Annotated in this window: 18 protein-coding genes and 1 tRNA gene; 16 read left to right on the top strand and 3 right to left on the bottom strand. The window is 62.6% G+C overall.

Features of this window, described 5'->3' with window-relative positions:
- Positions 1 to 85: 85 nt before the first annotated feature.
- The 16 genes from petA to IV454_RS09295 all read left to right on the top strand — a co-directional run bounded on the left by petA (position 86) and on the right by IV454_RS09295 (position 12713).
- Complete coding sequence (gene petA, locus IV454_RS09370; RefSeq protein ID WP_206091261.1) at positions 86 to 694, top strand: ubiquinol-cytochrome c reductase iron-sulfur subunit; 609 nt, start codon at positions 86 to 88, stop codon at positions 692 to 694.
- Position 695: 1 nt separating this feature from the next.
- The gene (locus IV454_RS09365; RefSeq protein WP_206091260.1) at positions 696 to 2108 is read left to right on the top strand and encodes a cytochrome b; all 1413 of its coding nucleotides are present in this window, start codon (positions 696 to 698) and stop codon (positions 2106 to 2108) included.
- 29 nt (positions 2109 to 2137) lie between these two features.
- Positions 2138 to 2899, top strand: coding sequence for a cytochrome c1 (locus IV454_RS09360; RefSeq protein ID WP_206091259.1), 762 nt, complete (start codon positions 2138 to 2140; stop codon positions 2897 to 2899).
- 104 nt (positions 2900 to 3003) lie between these two features.
- Complete coding sequence (locus tag IV454_RS09355; RefSeq protein ID WP_054265664.1) at positions 3004 to 3615, top strand: glutathione S-transferase N-terminal domain-containing protein; 612 nt, start codon at positions 3004 to 3006, stop codon at positions 3613 to 3615.
- Positions 3616 to 3720: 105 nt separating this feature from the next.
- Positions 3721 to 4245: a ClpXP protease specificity-enhancing factor gene (locus tag IV454_RS09350; RefSeq protein ID WP_206091258.1), complete on the top strand. Its 525-nt coding sequence runs from the start codon at positions 3721 to 3723 to the stop codon at positions 4243 to 4245.
- A gap of 26 nt (positions 4246 to 4271) precedes the next feature.
- A tRNA-Thr gene (locus IV454_RS09345) sits at positions 4272 to 4347 on the top strand.
- A 102-nt stretch (positions 4348 to 4449) separates the two neighbouring features.
- Positions 4450 to 5481, top strand: coding sequence for a restriction endonuclease (locus IV454_RS09340; protein WP_229522152.1), 1032 nt, complete (start codon positions 4450 to 4452; stop codon positions 5479 to 5481).
- A gap of 242 nt (positions 5482 to 5723) precedes the next feature.
- Positions 5724 to 5987 (top strand): helix-turn-helix domain-containing protein, encoded by a 264-nt coding sequence (locus IV454_RS09335; RefSeq protein WP_206091257.1) that lies wholly within the window; start codon positions 5724 to 5726, stop codon positions 5985 to 5987.
- Between the two features lie 2 nt (positions 5988 to 5989).
- Positions 5990 to 7333: a type II toxin-antitoxin system HipA family toxin gene (locus IV454_RS09330; RefSeq protein WP_206091256.1), complete on the top strand. Its 1344-nt coding sequence runs from the start codon at positions 5990 to 5992 to the stop codon at positions 7331 to 7333.
- A gap of 291 nt (positions 7334 to 7624) precedes the next feature.
- Positions 7625 to 8191 (top strand): carboxymuconolactone decarboxylase family protein, encoded by a 567-nt coding sequence (locus IV454_RS09325; protein WP_054265661.1) that lies wholly within the window; start codon positions 7625 to 7627, stop codon positions 8189 to 8191.
- Positions 8184 to 9416 (top strand): patatin-like phospholipase family protein, encoded by a 1233-nt coding sequence (locus IV454_RS09320; RefSeq protein ID WP_206091255.1) that lies wholly within the window; start codon positions 8184 to 8186, stop codon positions 9414 to 9416. Before IV454_RS09325 ends, IV454_RS09320 begins: the two co-directional genes overlap by 8 nt.
- A complete protein-coding gene (locus tag IV454_RS09315; RefSeq protein ID WP_054265659.1) occupies positions 9400 to 10182 on the top strand; it encodes a 3-hydroxybutyrate dehydrogenase in 783 nt (260 codons plus the stop codon). The genes IV454_RS09320 and IV454_RS09315 overlap by 17 nt, the downstream gene beginning before the upstream one ends.
- Positions 10183 to 10310: 128 nt before the next feature.
- Positions 10311 to 10844 (top strand): DUF2867 domain-containing protein, encoded by a 534-nt coding sequence (locus IV454_RS09310; RefSeq protein ID WP_206091254.1) that lies wholly within the window; start codon positions 10311 to 10313, stop codon positions 10842 to 10844.
- A gap of 94 nt (positions 10845 to 10938) precedes the next feature.
- Positions 10939 to 11526: a hypothetical protein gene (locus IV454_RS09305; protein ID WP_206091253.1), complete on the top strand. Its 588-nt coding sequence runs from the start codon at positions 10939 to 10941 to the stop codon at positions 11524 to 11526.
- A gap of 174 nt (positions 11527 to 11700) precedes the next feature.
- A complete protein-coding gene (locus tag IV454_RS09300) occupies positions 11701 to 11904 on the top strand; it encodes a hypothetical protein (RefSeq protein ID WP_206091252.1) in 204 nt (67 codons plus the stop codon).
- 38 nt (positions 11905 to 11942) lie between these two features.
- Positions 11943 to 12713 (top strand): GIN domain-containing protein, encoded by a 771-nt coding sequence (locus IV454_RS09295; protein WP_206091251.1) that lies wholly within the window; start codon positions 11943 to 11945, stop codon positions 12711 to 12713.
- A 56-nt stretch (positions 12714 to 12769) separates the two neighbouring features.
- Here the strand turns inward: IV454_RS09295 and IV454_RS09290 are convergent, their stop codons facing one another.
- From IV454_RS09290 to IV454_RS09280, 3 genes are all read right to left on the bottom strand, one after another.
- Positions 12770 to 13081 carry a BON domain-containing protein gene (locus tag IV454_RS09290; protein WP_206091250.1) on the bottom strand — a complete coding sequence of 104 codons (312 nt, stop codon included), beginning with the start codon at positions 13079 to 13081 and terminating at the stop codon, positions 12770 to 12772.
- Between the two features lie 94 nt (positions 13082 to 13175).
- Positions 13176 to 14273, bottom strand: a complete 1098-nt coding sequence (locus tag IV454_RS09285) for a LytR C-terminal domain-containing protein (RefSeq protein ID WP_206091249.1) — start codon at positions 14271 to 14273, stop codon at positions 13176 to 13178.
- A gap of 28 nt (positions 14274 to 14301) precedes the next feature.
- The gene (locus IV454_RS09280) at positions 14302 to 15237 is read right to left on the bottom strand and encodes a type II secretion system F family protein (protein ID WP_206091248.1); all 936 of its coding nucleotides are present in this window, start codon (positions 15235 to 15237) and stop codon (positions 14302 to 14304) included.
- Between the last annotated feature and the right edge of the window lies 1 nt (position 15238).

Genomic DNA, 15238 nt, shown 5'->3' with positions numbered 1-15238 from the left:
GCCCCCCTATTCCCTTATAATTTAAGGTTGCTAGAAGCTCTAAGTAGCTTTTTAAGATTTCGCATTTTGACTGATTGGGGTTGGTATGAGTAACGAAAAGCAGGTCGATCCGGGCCGACGCGTCATGCTCGCCGCTACGTGCGCGGTGGGTGGTGTTGTCGGTTTGGCCACGGCGGGAGCCTTGGTAAGCACATTCCAGCCGTCGGAGAAGGCAAAAGCCGCTGGCGCGCCGGTGGAAGTAGACATTACCGGCATGGCGCCGGGCGAGATGAAGACCGTGGAGTGGCGCGGCAAACCCGTCTGGATTCTCAAGCGTTCGCCCGAGATGGTCGCTTCGCTCAAGAAGACCGACAGCGCGGTGGCCGATCCGGAATCGAAGCGCACGCCGGACGCGCTCACGCCAGAGTACGCGCGCAACGAACACCGTTCGATCAAGCCGGAATACCTGATCGCGGTCGGCATCTGCTCGCACCTCGGTTGCTCGCCAACCTCGAAATTCGCGGAAGGCGCCCAGCCCAACCTGCCGGACAACTGGGCCGGCGGCTTCCTGTGCCCTTGCCACGGTTCGACCTTCGACCTGGCCGGCCGCGTGTTCAAGAACAAGCCGGCACCGGACAACCTCGAAGTGCCGCGCCATATGTACTTGAGCGAGAACAAGCTGATCATCGGCAAAGACGAGAAAGGCGAGGCATAAGATGGCCGCTTTTAAAGAAACAAAGTTCCCCGCGAATGCGCCGGTGGCCGACAAGGCACTGGGCTGGGTGGATGACCGCTTCCCCCTGTCCAAACTGTGGAACGACCAGTGGGGCCAGTACTACGCGCCGAAAAACTTCAACTTCTGGTACATCTTCGGCTCGCTCGCGATGCTGGTGCTGGTGTTGCAGATCGTTACCGGCATTTTCCTCACCATGCACTACAAGCCGGACGCCCTGCAAGCCTTCGGTTCGGTCGAATACATCATGCGCGAAGTCCCGTGGGGCTGGCTGGTGCGCTATATGCACTCGACCGGCGCCTCGGCCTTCTTCATCATCGTCTACCTGCACATGACGCGCGGCCTGCTGTACGGTTCGTACCGCAAGCCACGTGAACTGATCTGGCTGTTCGGTTTCGCGATCTTCCTGTGCCTGATGGCCGAAGCCTTCTTCGGCTACCTGCTGCCATGGGGCCAGATGTCGTACTGGGGCGCCCAGGTGATCGTCAACCTGTTCGGTGCGATTCCTTTCATCGGCCCTGACCTGTCCTTGTGGATCCGCGGCGACTACGTCGTGTCCGACGCCACCCTGAACCGCTTCTTCGCCTTCCACGTGATCGCGATTCCGCTGGTTCTGCTGGGCCTGGTTGCCGCCCACCTGATCGCGCTGCACGAAGTCGGCTCGAACAATCCTGACGGTATCGAAGTCAAGGAAACCCTGGGTCCGGACGGCCATCCGCTCGATTCGATCCCATCGCACCCTTACTACTCGGCGCACGACCTGTTCGGCGTGTCGGTGTTCCTGCTGATTTTCAGCGCGGTGGTGTTCTTTGCCCCGGAAATGGGCGGCTACTTCCTGGAGTACAACAACTTCATCCCGGCCGATTCGCTCAAGACCCCGGCGCACATCGCCCCGACCTGGTACTTCACGCCATTCTACTCGGTGCTGCGCGCCACCACGGCCGACTTCATGTACGTGCTGATGGGTGCGATCGCCCTCTACGTGGCCTTCATCTGGGTCAAGACGCGCCTGCCGTTCATGGTCAAGATCGCCATCGCCGGCTTCGCGCTGCTGGTCATCATCGGCATGCTGCCGCAGATCCTGGATGCGAAATTCTGGGGCGTGGTGCTGTTCGGTTCGTCGGTGATGATCATCGGCGCCCTGCCGTGGCTGGACCAGTCGCCGGTCAAGTCGATCCGCTACCGTCCCGACTGGCACAAATATGTGTACCTCGTGTTCGGTGTCGCGTTCGTGCTGCTGGGCTACCTCGGTACCCAGCTGCCGACGGCGGTCTTCACGATCATGTCGCAGGTGTGCACCCTCTTGTACTTCGGTTTCTTCATGTTGATGCCTTGGTGGAGCTCGATGGGCACCTTCAAGCCGGTGCCGAAACGTGTGACGTTCCATCCGCACTAATCGACGACATCACAGCAAAAGGACATTACATGAATTTTCCGAAAAAACTGATCGCGATCCTGGCATTGCTGCCGGGCCTGGCGTTAGCCAGCGGTGGCACCCATCCGCTGGACAAGGCGCCCGCGCGCCCCAGCCTGACCTCGCTGCAAAACGGCGCCAAGCTGTTCGTCAACTATTGCCTGAACTGCCACTCGGCTTCCTCGATGCGCTACAACCGCCTGAAAGACCTGGGGCTGTCGGAAGAGCAAATCAAGGAAAACCTGTTGTTTACGGGTGAGAAGGTCGGCGCCCTGATGACGACGGTGCTGCGCCCGGCCGACGCCAAGGAATGGTTCGGCGTGGTACCGCCCGACCTGTCCGTGATCGCCCGCGCCAAGGCTTCCTCGGCCGGCTCCGGCCCTGACTATCTGTACACCTACCTGCGCACCTTCTACAAGGACGAGACCCGTCCGACTGGCTGGAACAACCTGGTGGTGGCGAACGTGGCCATGCCGCACGCCATGTGGCAGTTGCAGGGCGTGCGGTCGCTCAAGACGGCCGAAGAAAAAGATCCGCATGATGAAAGCAAAACCGTGCACAAGGTTCTTGGTTTCGAGCAAGTTTCTCCTGGCAGCATGACGCCTCTGCAATTCGACGAAGCGACCGCCGACCTGGTCGCCTACCTCGAGTGGATGGCCGAGCCGGCAGCGGCCACCCGCAAGAGCCTGGGCGTGTGGGTGCTGTTCCTGATGTCGATCTTTGCCCTGTTCGCTTGGCGCCTGAGCGCATCGTTCTGGAAAGAAGTCAAGTAAGCAGGCTGCACGCTTCATTCATTGCCCGCCGAGTCAGTCGGCGGGCACATTTCGGGGTGATCCGCTCGTCGTTTCACCCCCTTTGTTTCTAAGGAACTATAAAAATGATGGTTCTCTACTCCGGCACCACGTGCCCATTCTCCCAACGCTGCCGCCTGGTCCTGTTTGAAAAAGGCATGGACTTCGAAGTGCGCGATGTGGACCTGTTCAACAAGCCTGAAGACATCTCGACGATGAATCCGTACGGCCAGGTACCGATCCTGGTCGAGCGCGAACTGATCCTGTACGAATCGAACATCATCAACGAATACATCGACGAGCGCTTCCCGCATCCGCAACTGATGCCGGCCGATCCGCTGATGCGCGCGCGTGCGCGCCTGATGCTGTTCAATTTCGAGAAAGAACTGTTCGTCCATGTGCACGTGCTCGAGAGCGAGCGCGCCAAGGCCAACGACAAGAGCCACGACAAGGCGCGCGCGGAAATCCGCGACCGCCTGACCACGCTCGCGCCGCTGTTCCTGAAGAATAAGTACATGCTCGGCGATGAATTCTCGATGCTGGACGTGGCCGTCGCGCCTTTGCTGTGGCGCCTCGATCACTACGGGATCGAGCTGTCGAAGACGGCTGCGCCGCTGATGAAGTACGCCGAGCGCATCTTCTCGCGTCCGGCCTACATCGAAGCGCTGACCCCGTCCGAGAAAGTCATGCGCCGCTGATCGGCGGCTGCTCCTTCGCCACTTTCGTTACACGCCAGTCACAACGCCTTCGGGCGAATCGCAGTAGACTGGCGTGTACACGTCGTACCACACCACTACCAGAACATGCCCGACATCTCAACCAAGCCCTACATGCTGCGCGCCATTTACGAGTGGTGTACCGACAGCGGGTTTACGCCCTACCTCGCCGTGAAGGTCGACGCCGCTACCACGGTGCCGATGGAATACGTCAAAAAAGGCGAAATCGTCCTCAACATCAGCTTCGGCGCCACCTCGGGCCTGAAGATGGACAATGACGCGGTCCAGTTCCACGCCCGCTTCGGCGGCGTCTCGCGCGAGATTTACGTGCCGGTGCAGAATGTGCTGGCGATTTACGCGAACGAGAACGGCCAGGGCATGGCGTTCGAGGTGAACAGCACGGCCTCCGAGAACGCGGCCGGCCAGCCGACCGACAGTCCGTTGTCGAGCGTGCCGTCCTTGGCCAAGGCGCCGGGTGCGGCGCTGTCGAGCGTGCCGGATACCGGTTCGGACAATGCCCCGACCGGCGTACCGGCCACGGCGCCGGCGCCGGACGACAACAACGATCCGCCTAAAAAAGGCGGCCGTCCGACGCTCACGCGCATCAAATAGCGTATAATCGCGGCTGTAAAAGTTTCGCCGACTTAGCTCATTTGGTAGAGCAGTTGATTTGTAATCATCAGGTGGCCAGTTCGAAACCGGCAGTCGGCACCAGTATAATCAAGCACTTAGCCCAGCCTTTCAGGTTGGGCTTTTTGCTTTCTGGCGCCAGGGTAGCAGTTTGGGCAGCGGTCGAAATACATCCCAAACTCTCCAATGTTTACCCTGCCCTCCGATACTGACGATGATGGACACAAAGGCTACAATGGTTGTTCAAAAACTCCTGCAACCCTCAACGTGCCGATACCGAACTACCAAACATTCATGCTGCCGCTGCTGCGCCTGGTTGCCGACGGTGAAGTGCATCGCTCCCGTGATTGCATTGAAAAGCTCGCCGTTCAGTTCAATATCACCGATGAGGAACGCAATACGATGCTCCCAAGCGGGACCGCTCCGCTCTTCGATAACCGCGTTGGCTGGGCTCGCACGTATTTGAAACAAGCCGGCTGCTTGGAATCGAAAAAGCGCGGCTTCTTCAGCATTACCGCCAGAGGACAATCGCTCCTGGCGCAAAACCCTGCGGACATCGACAACAGAACTCTCTCCCAATTCTCCGAGTTTCTTGACTTCAAACTTAGGCACAATGAGAGCAAACAGCAAGATGGGCTCGCGCCGCTGCCGCAAGTCATCGATGGACCGGGAGATCTTGCCGAAGCTGCAGAGATCACGCCCGAGGAGCTTTTTTCCCAAGCGTATCAGCGCCTAAGGGTGAACCTCGAAACCGAGCTGCTCGAACAAGTAAAGCTCTCGTCCCCTTCATTCTTTGAACGACTCGTCATCGACCTGCTCGTCGCAATGGGTTACGGCGGATCACGGCACGATGCTGGCCAAGCCATCGGAAAGAGCGGCGACGGCGGTATCGATGGAATCATCAAGGAAGATAAACTCGGACCAGACGCAATCTACGTTCAAGCGAAAAGATGGGAGGGCACAGTTGGCCGTCCCGAAATTCAGAAGTTTGCAGGAGCGCTACAAGGACAACGAGCAAACAAAGGCGTGTTTATTACAACCTCGAACTTCTCCCGCGAAGCTGAGGAATACGCCAAGATTATTTCGTCGAAAATCATCCTCATCACCGGGCAGCAGTTGGCGACATTCATGGTGGATCACAACGTAGGTGTGTCGCCCATCAGTCAGTATGAATTGAAGCGTATCGACTCCGACTACTTCGAAGGCGAGAACGTATAACGCCTTCAGCGCCGGGCGTAGAGAGTAGGTCATGCGCTCATACGGCCTGGGTGCTGAATCCGTTGGCCGCGTGGCTATTGTGCTGTGGTATAGCTACGTAGATGCCGTCAAGGTCTTACTTGCCGCTGCTTGAGAGCCAATTATCCGCTATACGGATAAATTGAATTTATCCGATATTCGGATATATTGACTTTATCTGAATTTCGGGTAAAATTAATTTATCTGAATAACGGATATTTTAAATGTCTTTCGCCCCCCTCTCCCAACTTCTGCTCACCGGGCCACAGCTCGGCCAGCTGCTCGTGTCGACTCGCAAGCGACACAAGCTCACCCAAGCGGCCGTCGCGACTCATGTTGGCTTGAGCCAGAATCGCATCTCGTACCTCGAGAGCCATGCCGACGAAATCAGCGTCAAGCAGCTGCTGAGCTGGTGTTCGGCCCTCGAGCTGGAGTTGCACTTGGGCGAGCGCGATACATCGACGGCAAGCAGCTCGGCGGAGTGGTAGCCATGGGTCGCCGCTCGCACAGCCAAACACTGCACCTCTGGGCCAACGGCGACTACGTCGGCCGCTGGACGGTCAATGCCAACGGGGACTCCGAACTAGCGTACGACGCCGGCTGGCGCCAATCAAGGCTTGGTCGCCCCATCTCGCTGTCGTTGCCGTTCAATATGCGCGATGAGCCACTTAAGGGCGCACATGTCTCAAACTACTTCGAGGGATTGCTTCCAGACAGCGACATCATTCGTAAGCGTATTGCGACCCGGTTCAAGACAGGCTCGCTCGACCCTTTCGACCTGCTCGCGGCCGTTGGCCGGGACTGCGTCGGCGCCTTGCAGCTGCTGCCGGAAGGTGCCAAACCGGAAGGGCTTGTTCATGTTGACGGCATCGCCGTCAGCGAGGAGGACATCGAGCGCCACCTACTTGACGTGGTGAACCTGGAGCGGCACGGCGCCGCCGATAACGACGACGACTTCCGCATTTCGCTCGCCGGGGCGCAGGAGAAGGATGCATTCCTCTGGTGGGATGGAAAATGGATGAAGCCGCGCGGCGCCACGCCGACGACACACATCATCAAGCTCCCCATCGGGATGGTGGGCGGGAAGCGGGCCGACTTCACCACGTCGGTCGACAACGAGTGGTTGTGCCTGAGACTGTTCAAGGAATTCGGACTGCCCACGGCCAATGCCGAGATTGCGACGTTTGGCGCGCAACGCGTGCTCGTCGTCGAGCGCTTCGACCGCACGCGCTCGGCCGATGGTCAGCAGCTGTTCCGGCTTGTCCAGGAGGACTTTTGCCAGGCCACGGGAACATCGCCGCTGCTGAAATACGAAAACGACGGCGGCCCGGGCCTTAAACAGATGTTCACCCTGCTGCAGCAATCGCGGGAGAAAGCCGCAGATATGCGCACGCTCATGGCATCCCAACTGCTGTTTTGGATGCTTCGCGCACCGGATGGCCACGCCAAAAACTTCAGTATCCAGCTACTCGCTGGTGCGGGGCGATTCAAACTGACGCCCATCTATGACGTGATGTCCGCCTACCCGGTTATCGGCCCCGGGCCGAATCAGTGGAGCGAACGTAAGCTCAAGTTGGCGATGGCGCTACTCGGAAACAACCGGCACTACCTGGCACATAGCATCCAGCGGCGTCACTTCAACAGCACTGCAAAAGAAGTCGGCTACGGTGCGAACGCAGAGCCGCTGCTGCAGGACTTCATTGCGCGCACGCCTGCGGTCGTGGACAAGGTCCGGGCCGAGCTCCCTACAGGATTTTCAGAGAAGGTAGCCGACAAAATTCTGGGGGGTCTTCTCGCTTCGGCGCACTCCCTGGAACGGATGTCCCCAGTCTAATCGACCACTTGCCTGCCTCGCAGGCCCCAAGGGCGCGCGCAGCCCGACTGTGGAACCGACGAGTTGACGATGACGGTGAGCCGGGAAATCTGCGCACGTCGTGGAGGGGGAGCGCCCACCTTCACGCCGCGACCATCCGCGCCAACCCCGCGCACGATTGAATTTTCGCCTAAGTATGTGCATGTATTCTTTGGCAACGAGCTGACACGATCCTCATGCCGCCGGCCAGCGCTGCGCGCTCCAGGCATGGACGGTTCGGCCTCCCCTTGCCAACCTATCCAGAAAGCCACCATGCGCCTGCCCCTCATCTCCCCTTCCGACCTCACCCCAGAACAGCAACCCCTGTACGACGACATGCGCAAGGGTATCGCCTCGAACTTCAACGCCTTCGTCTCCCAGCGCGAGGATGGCGCCCTGATGGGGCCGTGGAACCCATGGCTGCACGAGCCCGCCATCGGCAAGGCGATCTGGAACCTGACCCTGGCCATGACCGCCAACGCCGTGCTGCCGGACAATGTGCGCCAGATCGCCATCCTGGTGGTGGGCGCGCGCTTCGACGCCGCCTACGAGCTGTACGCCCACATCGCCGTGGCCGAAGCCGAAGGCATGCCCCTGGAGCGTCTGGCGACCCTGGTGGCAGATCTGAAACCGACCGACCTGAGCAAGGAAGAAAGCGTCGCCTACGACCTCTCGTATGCCCTGTGCCGCGGCGGCCTGCTGCCCGAGCCGATCTACCGCCTGGCACTGGCCACCTTCGGCCAGAAAGGCACGAATGAACTCATTTACCTGGTCGGACTCTATTCCATGGTATCGACCACGCTCAATGGTTTCGACGTTCCGGTGCCCGAACATGCGTGATGGATCCTTGCATAACCGCGCCACGGCGCCGCCCGAAGCGGCGCGTCCCTGCGCCACGCCGTTCGGCAGCATCGCCCTGCTGCTGCAAGGCGGCGGCGCGCTCGGCGCCTACCAGGCCGGCGTCTACGAACGCCTGCTGGAAGCTCGTATCGAGCCGACCTGGGTGGCCGGCATCTCGATCGGCGCGATCAACAGCGCCATCATCGCCGGCAACCCGCGTGCCGACCGGGTCGCCAAGCTGCGCAGCTTCTGGGAAAAGGTCAGCAACGCCGGCGACGGCGGCGGCAGCGATTACTGGACCGGCCTGCTCAGCGGCGACGCCCTGCGCGGCTGGGCCAATCAGATGGCGGCCGGAAGGGTGCTCTCGCATGGCGTGCCGGGATTTTTCAAGCCGCGCATGCCGCCCCCTTACCTGCCGCTGGCCAACCGCGGCGCCACCAGCTATTACGATACCTCGATGCTTGAGGGCACGCTCGACGCCCTGGTCGACTTCGACCGCATCAACAGCCGCGAAATGCGCCTGAGCGTGGGCGCGGTGAACGTGCGCACCGGTAACTTCGCCTACTTCGACAACGCGGTCGATACCATCGCCGCCAAGCACATCATGGCCAGCGGCGCGTTGCCGCCCGGCTTCGATGCCGTCGAGATCGATGGCGAGCATTACTGGGATGGCGGCCTGGTCTCGAACACCCCGCTCGACTGGGTGCTGTCGGCGCGCTCGGGGCTCGACACCTTGGTACTCCAGGTCGACCTGTGGAGCGCCAGCGGCGATCTGCCGCGCGACCTGACCGAGGTGGCCGTGCGCATGAAGGAAGTGCAGTTTTCCAGCCGCACGCGGGCCGCCACCGACAAGTTCCGCAAGCTGGCCGAGCTGCGCACCGCCTTCAACGAACTGCTGGCCCAGATGCCGGCCGCGCTGGCCGACACGCCGCAGGCGCGCCTGCTGGCCGAAGCGTCCGACGATGCGGTGTATAACATCGTCCAGCTGGTGTACCGCTCGCCCAACTACGAAGGCCAGTCGAAAGACTTCGAATTTTCGCGCCGCACTATGAACGAACACTGGCGTTCAGGCTACGATGACGCAGCGCTGACCCTGTCGCATCCGCAGATCATGGCCTTGCCGCCGGCCGGGCAAAGCCCTGCGATTTACGATTTTCTTACTTCCCGGCACGCAAGTGCCGCCACCAATACGTTGAAAGAGGCATCCCATGAACTTGCAAGATAAAGTTGCTGTCATCACCGGCGCCGCCAGCGGCATCGGCAAACACATCGCCCAAGTCTACTTCGACAGCGGCGCCAAGGTCGTCATCGCCGACCTCAACCTCGAAGCGGCCCAGGCCGCCGCCAAGGAACTCGACCCGTCCGGCGAGCGCAGCATGGCGGTCGCCATGAACGTGACCAGCGAAGAGGAAGTCGACACGGGCATCGCGGCCGTCGCGGCGCGCTTCGGCGGGATCGATGTGCTGGTATCGAATGCCGGTATCCAGATCGTGGCGCCGCTCGAAAGCTTCGCCTTCGCCGACTGGAAGAAAATGCTCGCCATCCATCTGGACGGCGCTTTCCTGACCACGCGCGCCTGCCTGAAACTGATGTATGCGCAAGGCCGCGGCGGCAGCGTCATCTACATGGGCTCGGTGCACTCGAAAGAAGCGTCGCCGCTCAAGTCGGCCTATGTCACGGCCAAGCACGGGTTGATCGGCCTGTGCAAGGTGGTCGCCAAGGAAGGCGCGGCGCACGGAGTACGCGCCAACGTCATCTGCCCGGGCTTCGTGCGCACGCCGCTGGTGGAAAAACAGATTCCCGAACAGGCCAAGGCGCTCGGCATTTCCGAAGCCGACGTGGTCAAGAACGTGATGCTCAAGGAAACCGTGGACGGCGAATTCACCACCGTCGAAGATGTAGCGCAGACCGCGCTGTTCCTGGCGGCGTTCCCGAGCAATGCGCTGACCGGGCAGTCGATCGTGGTCAGCCATGGCTGGTTCATGCAGTAAACCGGCCACTGGAGGCGGCGCCGCACGTCCGGCGCCGTTCCGTATTAAGATGATCGCGCTCGCCCGTGCGGCGGGCGCTGCCGTGCGTTCAAGCGGACCGGCAGGTGATGTCCTGCTGAACGGATCCCATGCGCCCCCCACCCGTCGAAACCGTCATCCCCGCGTCGAGCGCCATTGTGGCCTCGCTTCCCGGCGCCTATTTCCACGACGCCTGGTCGATCGCCCCGGACGATTCCGGCGCCACCGCGCTTGAACTGTTTCTCAAGGTAAGCGCATCCACCCCGGGCTGGGTCAACACCCTGATGACCTTGCGCAACCGGATAGTGGCGATGCTGGGCCTGAAAAACCTCGGCACCTTGTCCGGCCTCGATCCGGCCAAGCCGGCCTCGGCCTACAAGGCGGGCGACCGGGTCGGCATCTTCACCTTGTTCGCCAACACACCAGACGAGGTGCTGCTGGGTGACAAGGACAAGCACCTCGACGTGATCCTGTCCGTGCACAAGACCATCGATGCCAGCGGGCAGGTGCTGGCCACGGTCAGCACCGTGGTCCACGTGAACAACTGGCTGGGCCGACTCTACATGCTGCCGGTTACGCCCCTGCACCGCATCATCGCGCCGGCCGTGCTCCAGAACGCTGCCCGGGCCTTGCCGGCCGCCTGAGCAAGGTTGCGTTTTGTAAGCAATATTGTCCACTCTGACAATATTGTATCGACTGAGCTACACTTGCGCATTCTGACCATCCCGTGAATTCCCGATGAGCCGTCCACTCTTGCCTGCATGCGCTTGCGCCGCCCTGCTGCTGTCCGGATGCCTGGTTCCTGAACGTTTCACTGCCAGGGCCGCTTTCCAGGCCGATGGCAGCTACGAGTATTCCTACGCCGGCACGGCCGTGCACACCATCGCGGCCGGGCAGCTGGCCAAGGGCGGCAAACTCGTCCCCAAGGATGAGGAAAGCCTGGGCAGCGACGCCGCGGCAATCAGGCACGACCAGGATATCCGCCAGGCCGAGTACAAGGGCAATGCGCGCTACGACCTCAGTGTCGAGGGCAAGCGCCAGCGCGGCCAGGCGCTCGACCTGCTCGGCGTGCTGCGCGTGGCCACCGACAAGGATGGGGTGGTCACCCTGGCCGCCGGCAAGCTCGACAACAAGGAAAAAGCCAGCATGGCCAAACTCGGCATCAAGCTCGACGGCACGCTATCGGTGACGGTGCCGATCAGCGCGCAAGTGTTGTCGCACAATGCCACTTCCACTCCCTCGTTCTTTGGCCTGATCGGCACCTACTCGTGGAAAATCGGCAGCATCGAGCAGCGTCCGGAAATGAAAATCCGCTTCAAGCCCTAAGCGCCGCGCGCCACCCGCGCAGCGGCGCCGGCGCTGCGCGTCGATGTGACGCTTTCGCCCCCAAACCGACGCTCCATCCCGCCAAACACGCAGTTCATCGCAATCGCCGTGTTGACGGCCGGCCCTGTGGCTATAGTTCACTCAACCAAGGAACTTAACCCACAGGAGTCAATCATGAACATCGCAAAAAACATGGAAGCCATCTTCGTCGCCGCCCTCGTGGTGGTCTGCGCAACCAGCTTTGCTACCGCCGGCGCACCGGCCGCGCGCAGCAGCGCGCCCGCCGCCGTGCAAGCCGGCGCCGATGCCAACATGACCGTCGTCACCGTCAGCGCCAAGCGCCTCAGCGCCGCCGAAAAGGCCCAGCTGAAAGGCTGAGCAGCGACCTTGCGCCGACACCATCACGGAGATCCATCATGAACAGATTGTTTGCCGGCGCCCTCGTGGCCGCCGCCCTTGCCACCAGCAGCGGCGCGGCCAGCGCGGATGAGCAGGTCAGCGAACAGCGCAGTGTCGATGCGCGGGTGCTGAAGATCGCGCTGGGCGGCGTGATTAATCTGGACGTGAAGCAAGGCGCAACGCCCTCCCTGATCCTGTATGGCGACAAACGCGACCTTGCGGAAGTGGCCGTGACCCAGCAAGGCGATACCTTGCGGATCGGTACCACCAGGCACGACCTGCATGTCGGCCACAAGCGCACGCACGCGTTGCGCGCCGAACTGACCCTGCCGAACCTGAACGAATTCGTCTCGGAGGGCATCGGCTCGACCGAACTGCGCGGCTTCAAGGGCGAACGCATCGTGCTCAGGCTCGACGGCGCCGGCGCCGTCAGGCTGCAAAGTCAGTATCGACAGATCAATGCACGCTTGGGCGGCGCCGGCAACATGACGCTCGACGCGGGCGACACCGAGCGGGTCGACCTGAGCTTGCGCGGCGCCGGCCGCATCGAGGCCAATGGGCAGACCAGGGTGCTGCGCGCCGACCTCGGCGGCGTAGGCCGCCTGGATGCGGGCAAGCTGCGCGCCGATGCCGTCGAACTCGACATGGCGGGCCTGGGCAGCGCCGACGTGTTTGCGAAGAACTCGGCCAAGCTCACGCTCAATGGCCTGGGTTCGGCCACGGTGCACGGCAAGCCGCCGGTGCGCAGCGCCAGCGCCCATGGCCTGGGCAGTGTCACCTGGGAATAAGGCAGGCGCCGCCATGCAGCCGCCCGACGTTCCGGAGCGGCTTGTCGATGCCCGCCTCAACGCACCAGGAGATCGTTCTTCACGCTCTGGACGCCGTCGATCTTGCGCGCCAGCGCCACCGCCTTGGGGATGGACTCGGGCGTGCTGACAAAGCCGCTCAGCTGCACCGTGCCCTTGAAGGTGTCGACGTTGATCTGGGTGGCCTTGAGCTCGGGATCGGCCACCAGGGCCGCCTTGACCTTGCCGGTGATGATGCTGTCGTCGATGTATTCGCCCGTGCCTTCGCGGTGTGGGGTGGGAGCGCATGCGACCAGGGCCAGCAGGGCGAAGCCGGACAGGGTCCGTGTAAAGCGTTGTGCAATGCTCATGGGATGCTCCGGTAGTGAATGGATCATCCTATTGTCGCGTGAGCCCCCGCACCGGGTTTGACATGGCACAAACGGACCAGCCCCCGAAGGGGCATCAGCCCGCCGCCGGCCCCTGCTTGCGGCGCGCCGCGATGGCGATCGGCAGCGCCGTGGCCGGCACCAGGTCGCGCCCGATCACCAGGCGCACGTCGGCGCGGCCGATGTCGCCCACCGCCAGCACGCGCGCGGCGCCGAACCGTGCGGCCAGGCGCTCGGCGGCCTCGCGAAATTCCGGCTGGTATTCGATGCGGGTCTGGCGCACGCCGAACCCTTTCTGGTTGCTCAGCCGCACCACGCGCAAGGCGCCCTCCTCCATCGTGCCGGCCAGCGAGCGTGCCATGCCGGTCACGCCGTTGCCGTTGCGGATTTCCAGCAGGGCCTGGGCCGGACGCCCCTGCGGCGGCGCCGCCGCCGTTGCTGGCGCGGGCGCGGCAGGCAGCGGCGCCGGCCGCGCGCTCACGCGCTGCACCACGAAGACGCCGGCGGCATCCTGGCGCACATCGATGCGGTCCCACTGCGGCTCCTGGCCCGGCGCCGGCCCGTCCGCCTTGACGGCGCTGTCGATGGCGGCCACGCCGGCGCGCTCGGCGACCGCGTAATCGGCCTTGAAGTCGTGCGTGCGCAGGGCGCTGGCCTGCCTGGCCATCTGCGCGGCGCGTTCGTACTGTCCGACCTTCGCGAGCGCGTCGCCCAGATGCTGCCAGGCGCGGTCGTTGAGCGGATCGAGCAGGCAGGCTTTTTCCAGCGCGGCCAGGGCTTGGTCGAACTCGCCATTGAGGAAGTGGGCATAGCCGAGATTGCTGAACAGGAAGGCGCTGGCTTGCCCGCCGCCGTCCGCCACTTCCCGGGTCATGGCTTGCCACAGCGCGATGGCGCGCGCGAACTCGCCGCGCTCCGCGTACAGGGTGGCCAGGCCGTTGCGCGCTTTCAGGTGGCGCGGATCGCGTGCCAGCGCGGCCTCGTAGGAAGCGCGCGCCGCCTCGTAGCGGTAAGCCAGGTGCTCGCTGCGCCCCAGCAGGTAAGCATCCTCGGCGCGCAGCGGGGCAAGGTCGGCCACGGACGGCGCGGCGGCGCCATGCCCGCCGGGATTGGTACAGGCCAGCAGCAGCGCGCCGGCGCACAGCAGGGAACAGCAAGTGAGGGTGGTGCGCATGGCAGGCTCCGTTAAAAAAGAATGGTATTTACTGGCCGTTGACCGACTTGAGCGTGCGCATGATCTGCATGGCGGCGGGGCCGAGCAAGACCATCAGCAAGGTCGGGAAAATGAAGAAAATCAGGGGAAACATCAGCTTCACGCCGATCTTGGCGGCTTGTTCCTCCGCCATCTGGCGCCGCTTGGTGCGCAGGGTGTCGGCATGCACGCGCAGCGAGGTGCCCATGCTGGTGCCGAAGCGCTCGGACTGGATCATCATCGCCACCAGGGTGTCGACGTCTTCCACGCCGCTGCGCAGGGCAAAATTGCGCAGCGCCTTTTCCTTGCTGAAGCCAGCCCGCATTTCCATCAGCACCAGCTGCATTTCCTGGGCCAGCACCATGCTCTTGATGTGGATTTCGGCGGCCACCTTGATCAGCGCGCGCTCCAGGCTCAGGCCCGCTTCCACGCACACCGTCAGCAAGTCGAGCGCGTCGGGAATTGACTCGAAGATCTCGCGCTGGCGCCGGCGCGCCTTGAATTCGAGCACGGCATTGGGCAGGTAGTAGCCGAATGCGGCCGTACCGAGCAGTATCATCATGATGCGTTGCCCGCTCATGACCTCGCTCGAAAGCGCGATCCACAAGCCCACCAGGGCCGGCAGGAACAGCGCCAGCAAGGTCTTGGACCCGAAATACAGGGTGGCCACGGCCGGGCCGCGCCAGCCGGCATTCATGAAGCGGGTGCGCAGGGGCGACTTTTCCCAGCCCTGCTCGGGCAAGGACAGGCTGCTGAACGGCTGGGCCACCTTGGCCACCTTTTCCACCCAGCCGTCGCTGCGGTGCGCGCTGGTGTCGGCGCTGGCGCCCACGCGCGCCAGGCGCTGCTGCATGTAGCCGGGCCAAAAGGTCACCATGGCCAAGCCCGCCAGGCCGACCACGACCGCGAACACGATCAGCAAAAACAGTAGTTGCGAGCCGCTCATG

This window comes from Massilia antarctica (genome assembly GCF_015689335.1).
GTDB classification, from domain to species: Bacteria; Pseudomonadota; Gammaproteobacteria; order Burkholderiales; family Burkholderiaceae_D; genus Telluria_A; species Telluria_A antarctica.
This window is presented reverse-complemented; position numbering and strand designations above follow the sequence as displayed.

Excerpts from the sequence above, each read along its gene's own strand:
- petA (WP_206091261.1), top strand. The coding sequence starts at position 86 with ATGAGTAACGAAAAGCAGGTCGATCCGGGCCGACGCGTCATGCTCGCC.
- IV454_RS09365 (WP_206091260.1), top strand. The coding sequence starts at position 696 with ATGGCCGCTTTTAAAGAAACAAAGTTCCCCGCGAATGCGCCGGTGGCC.
- IV454_RS09360 (WP_206091259.1), top strand. The coding sequence starts at position 2,138 with ATGAATTTTCCGAAAAAACTGATCGCGATCCTGGCATTGCTGCCGGGC.
- IV454_RS09355 (WP_054265664.1), top strand. The coding sequence starts at position 3,004 with ATGATGGTTCTCTACTCCGGCACCACGTGCCCATTCTCCCAACGCTGC.
- IV454_RS09350 (WP_206091258.1), top strand. The coding sequence starts at position 3,721 with ATGCCCGACATCTCAACCAAGCCCTACATGCTGCGCGCCATTTACGAG.
- IV454_RS09340 (WP_229522152.1), top strand. The coding sequence starts at position 4,450 with ATGTTTACCCTGCCCTCCGATACTGACGATGATGGACACAAAGGCTAC.
- IV454_RS09335 (WP_206091257.1), top strand. The coding sequence starts at position 5,724 with ATGTCTTTCGCCCCCCTCTCCCAACTTCTGCTCACCGGGCCACAGCTC.
- IV454_RS09330 (WP_206091256.1), top strand. The coding sequence starts at position 5,990 with ATGGGTCGCCGCTCGCACAGCCAAACACTGCACCTCTGGGCCAACGGC.
- IV454_RS09325 (WP_054265661.1), top strand. The coding sequence starts at position 7,625 with ATGCGCCTGCCCCTCATCTCCCCTTCCGACCTCACCCCAGAACAGCAA.
- IV454_RS09320 (WP_206091255.1), top strand. The coding sequence starts at position 8,184 with ATGCGTGATGGATCCTTGCATAACCGCGCCACGGCGCCGCCCGAAGCG.
- IV454_RS09315 (WP_054265659.1), top strand. The coding sequence starts at position 9,400 with ATGAACTTGCAAGATAAAGTTGCTGTCATCACCGGCGCCGCCAGCGGC.
- IV454_RS09310 (WP_206091254.1), top strand. The coding sequence starts at position 10,311 with ATGCGCCCCCCACCCGTCGAAACCGTCATCCCCGCGTCGAGCGCCATT.
- IV454_RS09305 (WP_206091253.1), top strand. The coding sequence starts at position 10,939 with ATGAGCCGTCCACTCTTGCCTGCATGCGCTTGCGCCGCCCTGCTGCTG.
- IV454_RS09300 (WP_206091252.1), top strand. The coding sequence starts at position 11,701 with ATGAACATCGCAAAAAACATGGAAGCCATCTTCGTCGCCGCCCTCGTG.
- IV454_RS09295 (WP_206091251.1), top strand. The coding sequence starts at position 11,943 with ATGAACAGATTGTTTGCCGGCGCCCTCGTGGCCGCCGCCCTTGCCACC.
- IV454_RS09290 (WP_206091250.1), bottom strand. The coding sequence starts at position 13,081 with ATGAGCATTGCACAACGCTTTACACGGACCCTGTCCGGCTTCGCCCTG.
- IV454_RS09285 (WP_206091249.1), bottom strand. The coding sequence starts at position 14,273 with ATGCGCACCACCCTCACTTGCTGTTCCCTGCTGTGCGCCGGCGCGCTG.
- IV454_RS09280 (WP_206091248.1), bottom strand. The coding sequence starts at position 15,237 with ATGAGCGGCTCGCAACTACTGTTTTTGCTGATCGTGTTCGCGGTCGTG.